The sequence below is a fragment of the Singulisphaera chitinilytica genome (assembly GCF_049331405.1).
In the GTDB taxonomy this organism is placed as follows: Bacteria; Planctomycetota; Planctomycetia; order Isosphaerales; family Isosphaeraceae; genus PoT.
The window spans coordinates 6,289,963-6,303,385 of record NZ_CP186274.1 but is presented as its reverse complement, the minus strand read 5'-3'; the positions used below and the strand labels follow the sequence as shown (position 1 = coordinate 6,303,385).

The following is a 13,423-nucleotide window of genomic DNA, read 5'->3' as shown; positions in this document are numbered from 1 at the left end:
CCTGGTTTCGCTCTCGGCCCTCGCCTTCGCATTGATGCGGAAGCCGCCGGACCTGTCGAGACTCGAGGCCGTGGGATGATCCGCGAGGTCCTCAATGAACGAGCCCAGCGGCCTTACCGCTTGCCGAGGGTCGATGGGCTCGAGTTGTACGCGCTGGCGGCGGTCGCGGCCTTCGGGCTCCGACGGCTTATTCGTTCGAGCCCTCGCGCGCAGGCCGACGAGCCGACGAGCCCCGCCGTCGGGCCGACCTGAATCCAGCCCATGGGAGACACCCGCATGCGCAGTCTGGCGACCTTCATCATCTTCACAATCGCCTTCGCCGGCGCGAGCCGGGCCGACGAGCCTTTGACGCTCGACATCTGGCCGGGATCCGCGCCCGGCGACGATGGATCCATAGGGGAGGAGAAGGTCGAGACCAAGGCCGCCGACCCCGCGACGATCGTTCGCTATTCGAACGTGACGAAGCCGACGATCAAGGTCTTCCGTCCGGCCCCGGAAACGAACAGCGGGGTCGCCTTGATCATCTTCCCGGGAGGCGGCTACAACTCCCTGGCCTGGGCCCATGAAGGGGAGCAGGTCGCGAAGTGGCTCAACACCCTCGGCGTGACGGGGATCGTGCTCAAATATCGCATTCCTCGGAGGGGGTCGACCGCCAAGGACGAGCCGCCTCCCCAGGCCCTCGCCGATGCGCAGCGGGCCCTGAGCCTCGTCCGCAGCAAGGCGGGCGAATGGGGGATCGACGCCGCGAAGGTCGGGATCCTCGGGTTCTCGGCGGGAGGTCACCTCGGCGCCTGGCTCTCGACGAACTATGAGCGTCGCGGCTATGAGCCCATCGACGACATCGACAAGGTCAACAGCCGCCCCGACTTCGCCGCCCTGATCTACCCTGCGTATCTGCTGGCGAAGGGGACGAGCGAGCTCGCAAAGGAGATCCGGGTCTCCGCGAAGACCCCGCCAACCTTCCTGGCGCATGCCGGCGACGACCGCCACACCCCCGAGAACAGCGTGGCCTATTACCTCGCGCTGAAGCGTGCGGGAGTCCCGGCCGAGTTGCATGTCTTCGCCACGGGCGGGCACGGCTTCGGCATGCGGAAGGGGGAACACCCCGTCTCGGCCTGGACGAGCCGCTGCGAAGACTGGCTCCGCGACCAGAAGATCCTCAAGCCGGCCGCGAAGCCCTGAACCCGGGGTCAGGTGTTCGCGTCTGGAAGCCAGCACTCTCCCCATCCCAGAGCCAAGCCGCAAAGGAAGGCGTTGATGTCGCACCAAGAGCCGACGGCCGCGAGCCCCTCACCATCGACGACGATGGCGACGCCCGCGAGCGTCGATGGGTTCCCGCTCATGACCGACGACCCGGCAAGCACGGCACTGACACCAACGACAACCGCAAAGCCGGTGGAAGCCGCGGAGCGCGTGGCGTCGGTCGACCTGATCCGGGGGGTCGCCCTGATGGGGATCCTCGCGATGAACATCGTCGGCTTCGCCTGGCCGTGGGGGGTCTACGAGATCCCGATCCTCGACCCCAACGCGGGCCATGCCGACACGGCGCTCTGGGCATTCAACCACCTCGTCTTCGACACGAAGATGATGACGCTCTTCTCCATGCTCTTCGGCGCGGGGCTCGTGCTGATGTCCGACAGGGCGGACGGGCGCAAGGCCGGGATCCGGGGTTTCTTCTATCGCCGGATCTTCTGGCTCCTCGTCATCGGCCTCATCCACTCGTACCTGATCTGGGACGGCGACGTGCTGGTGCTCTACGCCTCATGCGGGTTCTTCCTCTATCCGTTCCGGCACGCGTCTCCCTGGAAGTTGATCGTGCTGGGGATTGCGCTGAACCTGATCCTGGTGCCGATCATCGTCCTCGGGAACCTCTACGCCGTCCCGTATATGAAGCGGGCCACCGCGCACGTCGAGGCCGAGACCAAGGCCGGCCGTACGCCCCCCTGGTGGGAGCAGGCGACGAGTGAGATCTGGGTGGAACTTAAGAAGGAAGATGAGAACAAGCGAGAGGACTTCCTCAAGGAGATCGCCGCCTACCGCTCGACCTATGTCGAGATCGTCCGCCATCGCGCCCAGGACCTGTTCATCGGGCAGACCCTCGGCTTCGTCTTCGGCGGGCTCTGGTTCGCCGGGGGGCGGATGCTGCTGGGCATGGGGCTCATGAAGCTCGGGGTCTTCTCCGCGTCGCTCTCGAGGCGCACGTATCTCTGGATGGCGGTGCTCGGCTACGGCATCGGGCTGCCGCTTCTGGCCTTCGACGCCTATCACGAGATCCAGAACCGGTTCTTTCTCAATCATCGCCTCTCTCACGCGATGGAGGGGTGGCCACTCCTGACGCTCTACGGCAGCATGCCGATCGTCTTCGGCCACATCGGCGCGGTGATGCTGATTTATCAATCGGGAGCCCTGGGCTGGCTGACCCGGCGCCTCGCCGCGGCGGGACGGATGGCGCTTTCCAACTACCTGTTCGACTCGATCGTCTGCACGACGATCTTCTACGGCTACGGGTTCGACCTCTTCGGCACGCTCGGGCGCCCGGCGCTCTACGCGATCGTCGTGGCGATCTGGTCGTTCCAGCTCTGGATGAGCCCCATCTGGCTCCGGCACTTCCGCTTCGGCCCGGCCGAGTGGCTCTGGCGATCCCTGACGTACTGGAAGCTCCAGCCCTTCCGCGCCGGGCGTCGGCCCGAACTGGCTGCCTCGTAGCGAGCTTGCGGCGATCGGCCGATGTCCTCGCAAATTCCGGGAAGCCGCGGAGGGGGTCGTCACACTACTTGAGGTGGAGGGGACGCAACGCGGATCTTCGTCGAGGGGCGGGACCAATGTCGAGCGAGCCGGCCTGTCAGTCTCAGGAACACATCCGAACCCTCTTCGCGGCGGGGTCGACGGCGGGGATGTCGGATCGGCAGCTCCTCGACGCCTTCGCCAGCAAAGGGGGGAGGGCCTCGGAGCTGGGATTCGAGGCCCTCGTGCGTCGGCACGGGCCGATGGTCTTCCGGGTCTGCCGGGGCGTGCTCGACGACGTCCACGAGGCCGACGACGCCTTCCAGGCCACCTTCCTCGTCCTCGCCTGCCGGGCCCACGCCATCAGGAAGCCCGACGCCCTGGGGAGCTGGCTCTTCGGGGTCGCCCAGCGCGTTGCCAGCAATCTCAAGGGGGGAGAAGCCAGGCGCCGGCTCCACGAACGGCAGCGGGCCGAGGCCGCCTCGACGAGCTTCGAAGAAGCTCGCGACGAGCCCTGGCCCGAGCTTTACGAGGAGATCGGCCGCCTGCCGGAGAAGTTCCGGGTTCCCATCGTCCTCTGCTACCTCGAAGGGCTCGACGCCGAGGAGGCGGCCAGCCGGCTCGACTGCGCCGTCGGGACGATCCACAGCCGGCTCTCCCGGGCCCGCGAGCGTCTGAGGCTCGGCCTCACGAGGCGGGGCGTCACGCTCTCGAGCGGCTGGGGCATCTCGCTGGGCGCGGCCCGAGTCTCGCTTCCCGAGGCTCTCGTAGCCTCGGCCACCACGTTCGCCCGGCAGACAACGCTCAAGTCGGGCACCGTGGCCTTGCTGGCGCGAGGGGTGATGAAGTCGCTGGCGTTCTCGCACCTGCGGGTCGTCGCGCTGGCCTTGATCGGTACGCTCGTCCTCGGGCTCGGCCTGACGACGGCCCTGGGGCAGCGCCGCGGCGAGGAGCCGACGCCCCGGCAACCTCTCGCCAAGCCCACCTTGATCGCCGCGGCCGACCCGCCCGCCTCGAAGCCGGCCTCGCCTGAACCGAAGGCCAAGCCCGCCCGGAAACGCCGCCCCGACGATCGGCGGCTCGTGCCCATCACCATCCATGGCAGGGCCCTCGACGAGGCCGGTCGCCCGGTCGCCGGGGCCGTGATCCGCGTCACCGATGCAAATCGAACCTGGAGGGGCCCCACGCGCCTCCTGGGCACCACCAAGACCGACGCCGAGGGGAAATTCCGCCTGCAGGAGATGCCGCTTCCCGTCTGGTCGTTCCCCGAAGATCCCGTGCCGAAGGGGGACGAAGGCATCTTCCAGGTCTCCGGCACCGCCGATGGCTTCGGCTTCACCTGGCGGACAACCCACACCTACCGCCCGGCCGAACGCCCGATGAAGGCCCCGACCATCGAAACGGGGACTCTCTCCTACCTCGGCGAGCCCATCGAGCAAGACCTGCGCTTCGGGCCTCCCGCCTCAATCCACGGGAAGCTCGTCGACGACACCGGCCGGGCCATGGCCGGGGTCAAGGTCCAGGCCGGGTACGTGATTGATCCACGGAGACCGGAGGGTTCCGGTATGTATGAATGCATCGCGCTCAATCCCGATGGGAGTCGTGGAGCTGATTTCAACGGCATCCAGGAATTGCCCGAAGAAATCCGAAGCACGACGACCGCCGAAGATGGGTCCTACCGACTCGACAGCCTGCCTCGCGAAGCCCTTTTCATTTTCCAGGCGACGCCCGATCCGACCTACGACCTAATCAGCGAGACCATCGTTACCTCGACGCGGCCCGTCGCCAGAGCACTGAGCCTGGCCACCGACGGCACCTTCGACCACACGTTCAAGGCCCCTCGCCTGGTCCGCTTGAAGGTGGATCATGCCGAATCCGGAGCCCCGGCCGCTGGTGTAACGGTCCGTGCCTTCAGCCAAAAACTGCGGATGGCCGGAGCCATCGCCACGACCGACGACGAGGGCAAGGCGACGCTCCGCCTTGTCCCCGCCGAGTATCAGCTCAGGCTCGAACCTCCGTTTGGGATGTGCTCGCTCCAGAAAGAGCAGAACCTCACGGTCGCTGAGGCTCCCATGGAGCAGATCCTGAATACTCAGGTCGATCCAGGGGCGATCGTCGAGATCAAGGCCATCGACCGCGAGACCCAGGCAGGAGTCGAAGGGGTTCGGATCTCCTACGTCACCGCGTCAGACCGCAAACCACGCGAGCTGCAAAGCCAGGTCGGATTCGTGGATCATGTGGCGACCGATGGGCGAGGCGTCATTCGCGCCGTGCTGCCGCCCGGGCCGACGCGGTTCAGCATCAAGGATCCGTCACGAACCTATCAACACAGCGAGCAGATGACCCCGATGTTGGCGCTGGCCGCCGGCACCGCGACCCCGGTCCGGTTCGTCCTCGAGAAATCTAAAGAGGCAATGAAGGACGACTCGAAGGCCGATCCGTCGAAACAGCAAGCCCAGGATCGCCGACGCCTCCACGACCGTCTTAGCAGGCATTGTCAGTTCCAGGGCCGCAAGTTCAGCTCGTATATGCCGGAGATCGATCTCGACGAGGTGCGTCGATTCCTCGGGTCGCTTGACCCGGAACGGGATCACGACCTCCCGGCGCTCCTCGAGGCGCGCTTCCCAGGGAAACTACTCCTGTCCACTACATCCTATGTGCATGCAATCGATGGGAATCGAAGCTTCCAATCGAGAACCGACGAACTTAAACCTTCGGGCCACGACAGATCCCGAATGTTCTTCAACGCCCAAGAAGCGGTCCATTACGGCGATAGCAATTGCCAGGCTGATATCTACGACGGTCTCCACTTCGGGGAGATGTCCCTGGCCACTTACTGTTTGGCACCGTTCGACCCGCCTCGCCACGGCGGAACGAACGAAACCGTTAATGTGAAACACCATGAGGGGCGTATTGACGCATCGATGGAGATCATCAACACCATCGGCGGGGTGGACTATCACCACACGCAGCATACTCTGGCGGACGAGAAGACGGGATTCATCTACTGCTACTCACATCGACAAGTTCCCGGTGGTGTGCACTCGGAGAATTGGCAGTTCGGCCCCAAAGCCGATCCGCATGGTCTGATCCTTCCGAGCGTCACCCTGGAGTGGAGAGAACTTGAAGGGTCGATCGATATCTTCGAGATCCGTCGCATCGATCGCATCGACTTCGACTCACCGATCCCCCCCGAGACCTTCGTCTTCGCAGCCCCGGCAGGAACCATGGTTCTGGATCATCGGAATGAAGCCAAATCCCCAGACTCTTATGCAGGGTTCCTGACGGCTCAGGTCGGTGACGTGGTGGCCTACGCCGATCGTCGCCGCGAGACGAAGACGCCGCGGCGCCCCTTGATCGAGACGGGAGTCCCCGCGCCGGCGATCGCACCCGCCTCGTGGCTCGATGCTCGAGGGGAGACCAAGCCGCTGGAACTCGCGGGCAAGGTCGTCCTCATCGACTTCTGGGGGGTCGGCTGCGGGCCTTGCGTCGCACAGGTGCCTCGGGTCCGCGAGGCGTTCGACTACTTCCGCGACAAGGGCCTCGTCTTCCTCGGGCTCCACGACAGCAGCGGCACGCCCGACGCGGTGGCGAAGTTCGCCCGCGAGCACAAGATCGAGTATCCCCTCGCCATCGACCGGGCCTCCGCCGATGACGTCAGCTTCGGGGCGACGTTCGAGGCCTTCGGCGTCAACTCCATCCCCAGCGCCGCGGTCCTCGACCGCCAGGGGAATGTCGCCTTTGTCGGGACCTTCGAGGAAGCCCTCAAATCGGCCGCGAAACTCCTCGAAGCGAAGCCGTAAACCCACGCTCGCGCTCGAACGAGCCTCCTCACTACTGGTTCGTTGCCCGCCCCAGGCTTGCTGCAAGCCTGGGGTTCTTTCTTTGCCGGATCCCCGAAATCCTCACATCCGCCGCAACGCAGCGATTCACAACCTTCTCGCCAGGCGCCGTGATCGACCCGACGAAGGGAACCTCGAGCGGGCGGGCGGCACTTCGTTCGAGGAGGCGATGGCGATATCCACACGTTCCTGAGCGGCAAATCGCCCCGTGCCCGGCCCAAACCTCAAGTCTTCCAAGACCCGGATCTAAAATCCGACTCCTCATGGTTTTGCAAATCCATTCGATTCCACCAAACCCGTCTCTTGCCAAACCACGACCAATTTTTCTATTCACCAAAAAATCTGATTGATCTTCCCAACACGGCTCGATACACTCCCAAAGACAGTTTTAGGAAGACCAAAAACTCAACCTTGCATGGGGAGAAACGCCGTGGAGTCGCAGGGAACACCCGCGAGGCGTGGTTTTACGTTGATCGAACTGCTGGTCGTCATCGCCATCATCGCCGTGCTGATCGGGCTGCTCTTGCCGGCCGTGCAGGCGGCCCGGATCTCGGCGAGGCGCATGCAGTGCGTGAATAACCTGAAGCAGATCGGGCTGGGGCTGGCGAACTACGAGTCGGCGCTCGGCGTGTATCCTCCGGCGTACGTGGCCGATCCCAAGGCGGTCGGCTCGGCCTTCGGGATCAGCTACCCGGATGATGGGATCAACACGCTCCCCGGCTTCGCCTGGGGGACCTTGATCCTCCCGTTCGTCGAGCAGTCCCCGCTCTATGCCAGCTTCAACACGAACGTCGCCTGCTGGGCCCCCGACAACAGCACTTCGGCCCGCACGAAGCTGTCCATCTTCCTGTGCCCCTCGGCCACGGGGGGGAGCGACGGTTTCAACCTTCATAAGTACACGAACGGCGACGCCCAGGCCCCCAATGACGGAGGCCCGTTCGACCCCGCCATCAAGTTCGCCCACAGCCACTACGTGACGAACGCCGGCATCAATCAGCCCTGGGGTCGGCCCAAGCAATACTCGTACAACATGGACATCGCCGAGCCGATTCCGGGCCTGCCCCCGCTCATCATCGACGGGCCCTTCTACAAGAACTCGCACACCACCGTTTCGATGGTCACGGACGGGCTCTCCAACACCGTGTTCATCGGCGAGCGTTCGTCGTGCGTCTCCGACAACACCTGGGTCGGCGTCGTGCCTTATTCGATCGTCGTGCCCAAGCCGGGGCTGCCCTCCGACCCGAATAGCGGCGGCGACCTCGTGGGTGCCCACAGCGGGCCCGACATGCACGACCATCCCCAGGTCATCATCCACGCCCCGAATCACCCGTTCCGCCACACCGACGAGATGTACTCCGAGGACGGCAACGGCTGCAACATCCTCTTCGGCGACGGCTCGGTGAAGTGGATCAAGGAGTCGATCTACCCCTGGACCTGGGTCGCCCTCTCGACGCGGAACAAGGGCGAAGTCATCAGCGGCGACTATTGATGAGGCGAGCACGTCAGCACATGAAAAGTATGAATCCGGCCGATCCTCGGCCTGCGAGGGTCGGCAAGCGGGCCAGTGGCTCAACCCTCGTCGCGACGCTGGTCATCCTGCTCGGCCTCTCGGGATGCGGCGAGCATCAGATCGGCGACGACAAGGAATCATACAAGACCGTCGAGGCCCTCTACACAGCCGTCAGCCTCAGGGAACTGCCGAAAGTCGAGGACTGCAGCGCCAGGCTCAAGGCCTTGAAGGGCTCGGGCAAGCTTTCGGAGGGGGCCTCGGGCACCCTCGACGCCGTCATCGCCAAGGCCAGGGAAGGGCAGTGGGAACCCGCCCAGCAGCAACTGAGCACCTTCATGAAGGGTCAGCATCGCTGAACCGGTAGGGTGAGAGGCTCCGACGGCCGGGCCGGGTGTCGTGCCGTCGGAGATGAGGGCGAAGGGAAAGGGTCAGGCCGTCAGGGCTCGGTGCATGCCGAACGCAACCGCCGTCGCGGCGATGACGCTGAAGATCAGGACGACGATCCCGATCTTGCGAACGTTCTTCATCTGCCACCACATGAGCAGGCCGGTGATCCCCCAGCCGACCATCGAGACGAACATCGCGTCGACCGCCAGCGCCCAGAACCACCTCGAGTTCAGTTCGGAGGGATACTGGTGGGCGACGTGTAGGCGGAGCAAATAGCCGCGGGTCGAGAGGGGATTGCGCTCGGCCTCGGAGCGGCCGGAGATCAGCCCGGTCTGTCCGTTGTAGGTCACGCGCCAGGTGCGGCCTTCCCCTTCCATCAGGAAGGAGAGGTCGGGGGCGAGGGTCCGCTCCACCACCTGATCCTTGCCGGCGCCAAGCTTTTCGATGGCCGCCGGCAGCCCCTTGGTCAGGGTCTCCATCGGCGGCGGGGTCAGCTTGAGCCCTCCTTTGCGGACGAACGGTGCGGGCTTCTCCGTGGTCTTGACCTGCGTCCGGATCGAGCCTTCTCCGTTCTCCAGGTCGATCCGGAGCAGTTGCTCTTGGCCGTCCCCCTTGAGCGACGCGAAGTATTCTCGGGCGTAGCGGGCCTCCACGGGCCGGACGAGCCGATAGGCCGGGGCCTTGGCCCCGTTCGGGCCTGGCTGGTTCAGCGCATCGACGACCTTCGCCGCCAACTCGTTGGGACGCGGGGCCTTCTCGAACACCGTGCCGACCGTCTGGGCTCGTCCGAACCGGACGAAGTCGGCGTCTGGGAAGGCATCCGGGTGGTTGAAGAGCAGGGCGGTGACCCCGTAGAGGAAGACCCAGGGGGTCATGAAGAGGCCGGCATAGAGGTGAGCCCGCCGCACCCACTTCATGACGCGGTTGAAGCGAGCCCGGGAACTCGCCGAGCGCTTCGTCACGGTCCGGCTTTCTTCGCGGGCCTCCGGCAAGGCCGTTTCCACGTCTGACATTGAGAGAACCCTCGCTCGGCTGATAATCACTGATTCGACTAAGACCGCGCCGGCACGCGGCCTTGATCGCCTATCGCTCGGCATCATTGAAGAGGGGTATCCGTCGCGGCCGACGACCGGGCCGGGGGGGGTTGGCCCGATCTCGACGCCTCGAATCGCCCGAAATGGAAAGGGATCGACGAAGCCAGGGCCTCAGTTGAAGGACCAGGCTCAAGGCTCAGGTCATTGCGGCAAGATCCCGCGGCAGGAGGTCTCGACCCGGTCGGACCAGGACGGGATCGATGGGGAAACCTCTGAAATTGAGATTCAGTCTCAACAGACAGCCAATGTATTTCATCAGAGCGGCGACGGTCAAGGGGCCTGGCCGATGGAAGTGCGAATCGCTTAAGGAATGCGGAGAGCCGTGGCCGCGTGCGGGCGAGACGGTTGATTCACGGCAGGCCAAACGTTAGCCTTCCTGGAAGTTCGGGCCGCGTTCGCGCTCCGCCAATCGTCACATCGAAACCACACGAGCTAGGATACGTCCCATGGGTGCTGAAGCCCGCATCGCCGAATTGAAGCTGGAATTGCCGCCCGCCCCGAAGCCCGTGGCCACGTACCTGACGGCGGTCCGTCAGGGGAACCTGCTGTACGTCTCGGGCCACGGCCCGCTCCAGTCTGACGGCTCGCTGATCATCGGCCGCCTGGGCGCGAACTTCGACATCCCCGCCGGCCAGGCCGCCGCCAAGCAGACCGGGCTCGCGATCCTGTCGACCTTGAAGAGCCACCTCGGCTCGCTCGACAAGGTCGTGCGGATCATCAAGGTGCTGGGCATGGTCAACAGCACCCCCGACTTCCTCGATCATCCCAAGGTCATCAACGGCTTCTCCGACCTCATGGTCGAGGTCTTCGGCGAGGCCGGCCGCGGCGCCCGCAGCGCCGTCGGCATGGGCGCCCTCCCTGGCGGCATCGCCGTCGAGATCGAGGCCATCTTCGAAGTCCAGGACTGAGCCCGGAGAGAGACCTCGTCGCGGTCGCGCATGGCGACCGCGACGGGCCCTCGCGACGACGATCGTCGTCAATCGGTCGTGCCCGACGACTTGAACAGGGCCCGGGCCGCGAAGTTGGACACTAGGCAACGTGTTGAGCCGCCGTTATGCTCAACGTTCCATCTGGAACGCTTCCCCGGCAGAGTTGATCTGCAGAAAGGCCGCGCAGTGCCCGGACGTGTGTACATCACCCAGCCGATTCCCGAGCCGGGACCGAGCTTGGTGAAGGAAGTCGCCGAGCTCGTCGAGCAGAACCCGGACGATCGCATCCTCTCGGCGGAGGAGTTACGCACGAAGGTCGCCGGCCGCGACGCGGTCCTCTGCCTCCTGACCGACCCGATCAATGAGTCGGTGCTCGAAGCCGCCGAGGGCTGCAAGGTCTTCGCCAACATGGCGGTCGGGTACAACAACGTCGACGTCGCCGCGGCCACGAAGCGCGGGATCCTCGTGACGAACACTCCGGGCGTGCTCACGGAGGCGACCGCCGACATCGCGTGGACCCTGATCCTCGGCGTCGCCAGGCGCGCGGCCGAAGGCGATGTCGAGATGCGGGCGGGCCGGTTCCCAGGCTGGGGGCCGATGTACATGCTCGGCGGCGACGTCAGCGGGCGGACCCTGGGGCTCGTCGGCCCCGGCCGGATCGCCACTGCGGTGGCCGAGCGTGCCAAGGGATTCCGGATGCCGCTCCTCTATCACGGCAGGCGGCCGAACCCGGAACTCGACGCCCTGGGGGCCAGGCAGGTCCCGCTCGACGAGCTCCTTGCCGAGAGCGACTTCGTCAGCCTGCACGTCCCCCTCACCCCCGAGACCAAACACCTGATCGACGCCCGGGCGCTCTCGAAGATGAAGCCCACGGCCTACCTGATCAACACGGCCAGGGGCCCGGTCGTCGACGAGAAGGCGCTCGTCAAGGCCCTCAAATCCGGCCAAATTGCGGGCGCGGGGCTCGACGTTTACGAAGACGAGCCGAAAATGGCAGAGGGACTCGCCGATTGCTCCAACACCATGCTCCTGCCCCACCTCGGCAGCGCCACCGTCGCGACGCGGGCGGCTATGTCGAGAATCGCGGGGGAGAACCTGGTGGCGGCGCTCCAGGGCAAGCGTCCCCCCAACCTCGTCAATCCCGAGGCCTGGAAGGGCTGAGCGAAGTCTGACCGGCGAAGGCGGATCACCCAGGGTGGATCGCGGACACGTCGAGGGGCCTGAACCGTCGAGGGCATCAAAACCGGAGAATCCGCCTCGCGGCCCAGAGCCAGAGTAGCCTTCTCCGACCCGACCTCGCCAAATGTTTCCTCGAGTTTGCGGCCGGAGCGGGGATCTGACTTGAGGGATCGGCCTGAGTTCGCCGATCATGTGCTGAGATAACTCTTCCGTGGCGGACCGGGGCAAGGTGCATGGGCGTGCTCAAGTTTCGACTGACATCGCCCATGCCGGCGACGCGGGCCGCAGAGCTGCGCAAGGCGTACGTGACGGGGCTGGACCGGACGCCGAGCCGGCTCAGCACCGAGGTCCGCAACGGGATCCTCACCTGTCACCGCGACAGCAACGAGAGCGGACGGCTCTTCGTCCCCTGGGCCATCGACGGCTTCGGCGCCCCCATCGTCGGCACGGCGACCCTGGCCGAGCGCGTCGACGCGTATAACCTGGCCGTCGAGCTGGCCCGCGGCAAGCTCAACGAGGTCCGGAACCAGCTGGCCGACTGGCAGCAGATGGGCCTGCGCGTGCCGCAAGAGCTCTCCGCCCTGCTGGCGAAGGCCCACCGCTCGTTCGTGAAGGCGGCCACCTCGGGGACCGACCTCGCCGCGTCTTACGTCGCCGCGCAGAGCTGCCTCGCCACCGTCTGGGAGGCGGGCAACCTGCTGGTGGACACGTACACAAGCCAGGTCCTGCACACGAGGCTCGCCGGCTCGGCCAAGCTGCCGACCTGGCTCGGCGGCGTGCTCGACGGCGACCCCAAGCAGGCCCCCTGGGCCTCGGAGCTGGCCGGCACGTTCAGCTCGGCGCAGGCCCGCTGCACCTGGAAGTCGCTGGCACCCACCGAAGGGCAGTTCCGCTGGGATGAGTTCGACGCCCAGCTTGCCTGGTGTCGCAAGCAGAGGCTCGCCCCGCAGGCCGGCCCGCTCCTCGAATTCCACGCGAGCGCCGTTCCGGATTGGATCTGGCTCTGGGAAGGGGACTTCGACACGATCCTCGGCCTGGTCGTCGACCTCGTCCGCCAGACGGTCTCGCGATACCGGGGGAAGGTCCCGGTCTGGCACCTGGTCCATCGCCCGGCCAGCACCGAATTCCTCGGGCTCTCCGAGGAAGAGCAGATCCGACTGACCGCCCGCGCCGTGCAGGTGGCCCGCCAGGCCGACCCCTCGGCCCAATTCACGATCGGCGTCGAGCGCCCCTGGGCGGAATGGATGGGCTCGAGCCCCTTCCAGCTCGGTCCCTTGCACCTGGCCGACTACCTCGTCAGGGCCGACATCGGCGTGGCCGGGATCATGCTCGAGATCGCCCCGGGCTACTCGAGCCCGGGGAGCCACATCCGGGACCTCTTCGACTTCTCGAAGCTGCTCGACCTCTACGCGCTGTTGAACCTGCCGCTCTACATCACGATGGCGATCCCGTCGGCCAGCACGCCCGACCCGAAGGCGGATCCGACCGTGCGGGTTGAGACATCGCAGTGGCCGACCCCGCCCGACGAGGCGACCCAGGCCCACTGGGCGTCCAAGTGGGTGGCCCTCGCCGTGGCCAAGCCGTTCGTCCGCTCGGTGACGTGGGCCCAGGCCAGCGATAACCCGCCCCACCTCTTCCCGCACGCCGGCCTCTTCCGCACCAACCACACCCCCAAGCCGGTCGTCTCCTGGCTCAAGTCCTTCCGCCGCGAACTCATCGCCTGAGCCGCATGGGATGTGAGGGTTGACCCGAATTCCC

10 protein-coding genes are annotated in these 13,423 nt (G+C 65.8%); 9 read left to right on the top strand and 1 reads right to left on the bottom strand.

The window, feature by feature from the left end; genetic code table 11:
* Positions 1-75 precede the first annotated feature (75 nt).
* The 6 genes from ACOYYX_RS25050 to ACOYYX_RS25025 all read left to right on the top strand — a co-directional run bounded on the left by ACOYYX_RS25050 (position 76) and on the right by ACOYYX_RS25025 (position 8,432).
* Positions 76-252 (top strand): hypothetical protein, encoded by a 177-nt coding sequence (locus ACOYYX_RS25050; protein WP_422924785.1) that lies wholly within the window; start codon positions 76-78, stop codon positions 250-252.
* A 24-nt stretch (positions 253-276) separates the two neighbouring features.
* Complete coding sequence (locus tag ACOYYX_RS25045) at positions 277-1,182, top strand: alpha/beta hydrolase (RefSeq protein WP_422924784.1); 906 nt, start codon at positions 277-279, stop codon at positions 1,180-1,182.
* A 75-nt stretch (positions 1,183-1,257) separates the two neighbouring features.
* Entirely contained in the window at positions 1,258-2,706 is a 1,449-nt protein-coding gene (locus tag ACOYYX_RS25040) for a DUF418 domain-containing protein (RefSeq protein WP_422924782.1), read from the top strand.
* 116 nt (positions 2,707-2,822) lie between these two features.
* Positions 2,823-6,527, top strand: a complete 3,705-nt coding sequence (locus ACOYYX_RS25035) for a sigma-70 family RNA polymerase sigma factor (RefSeq protein ID WP_422924781.1) — start codon at positions 2,823-2,825, stop codon at positions 6,525-6,527.
* A 469-nt stretch (positions 6,528-6,996) separates the two neighbouring features.
* Entirely contained in the window at positions 6,997-8,055 is a 1,059-nt protein-coding gene (locus ACOYYX_RS25030) for a DUF1559 domain-containing protein (protein WP_422924779.1), read from the top strand.
* Between the two features lie 20 nt (positions 8,056-8,075).
* Positions 8,076-8,432: a hypothetical protein gene (locus tag ACOYYX_RS25025; RefSeq protein ID WP_422924778.1), complete on the top strand. Its 357-nt coding sequence runs from the start codon at positions 8,076-8,078 to the stop codon at positions 8,430-8,432.
* Between the two features lie 72 nt (positions 8,433-8,504).
* Here the strand turns inward: ACOYYX_RS25025 and ACOYYX_RS25020 are convergent, their stop codons facing one another.
* Positions 8,505-9,476: a hypothetical protein gene (locus tag ACOYYX_RS25020; RefSeq protein ID WP_422924776.1), complete on the bottom strand. Its 972-nt coding sequence runs from the start codon at positions 9,474-9,476 to the stop codon at positions 8,505-8,507.
* A gap of 527 nt (positions 9,477-10,003) precedes the next feature.
* Between ACOYYX_RS25020 and ACOYYX_RS25015 the strand changes: the two genes are divergently transcribed.
* From ACOYYX_RS25015 to ACOYYX_RS25005, 3 genes are all read left to right on the top strand, one after another.
* Positions 10,004-10,465: a RidA family protein gene (locus ACOYYX_RS25015; RefSeq protein ID WP_422924774.1), complete on the top strand. Its 462-nt coding sequence runs from the start codon at positions 10,004-10,006 to the stop codon at positions 10,463-10,465.
* 207 nt (positions 10,466-10,672) lie between these two features.
* Positions 10,673-11,647: a 2-hydroxyacid dehydrogenase gene (locus ACOYYX_RS25010; protein WP_422924772.1), complete on the top strand. Its 975-nt coding sequence runs from the start codon at positions 10,673-10,675 to the stop codon at positions 11,645-11,647.
* Between the two features lie 251 nt (positions 11,648-11,898).
* Positions 11,899-13,389 (top strand): hypothetical protein, encoded by a 1,491-nt coding sequence (locus ACOYYX_RS25005; RefSeq protein WP_422924770.1) that lies wholly within the window; start codon positions 11,899-11,901, stop codon positions 13,387-13,389.
* The last annotated feature ends 34 nt before the right edge of the window (positions 13,390-13,423 follow it).

Coding starts and splice junctions, on each gene's coding strand:
- ACOYYX_RS25050 (WP_422924785.1), top strand. CDS start 76: ATGATCCGCGAGGTCCTCAATGAACGAGCCCAGCGGCCTTACCGCTTG.
- ACOYYX_RS25045 (WP_422924784.1), top strand. CDS start 277: ATGCGCAGTCTGGCGACCTTCATCATCTTCACAATCGCCTTCGCCGGC.
- ACOYYX_RS25040 (WP_422924782.1), top strand. CDS start 1,258: ATGTCGCACCAAGAGCCGACGGCCGCGAGCCCCTCACCATCGACGACG.
- ACOYYX_RS25035 (WP_422924781.1), top strand. CDS start 2,823: ATGTCGAGCGAGCCGGCCTGTCAGTCTCAGGAACACATCCGAACCCTC.
- ACOYYX_RS25025 (WP_422924778.1), top strand. CDS start 8,076: ATGAAAAGTATGAATCCGGCCGATCCTCGGCCTGCGAGGGTCGGCAAG.
- ACOYYX_RS25020 (WP_422924776.1), bottom strand. CDS start 9,476: ATGTCAGACGTGGAAACGGCCTTGCCGGAGGCCCGCGAAGAAAGCCGG.
- ACOYYX_RS25015 (WP_422924774.1), top strand. CDS start 10,004: ATGGGTGCTGAAGCCCGCATCGCCGAATTGAAGCTGGAATTGCCGCCC.
- ACOYYX_RS25005 (WP_422924770.1), top strand. CDS start 11,899: ATGGGCGTGCTCAAGTTTCGACTGACATCGCCCATGCCGGCGACGCGG.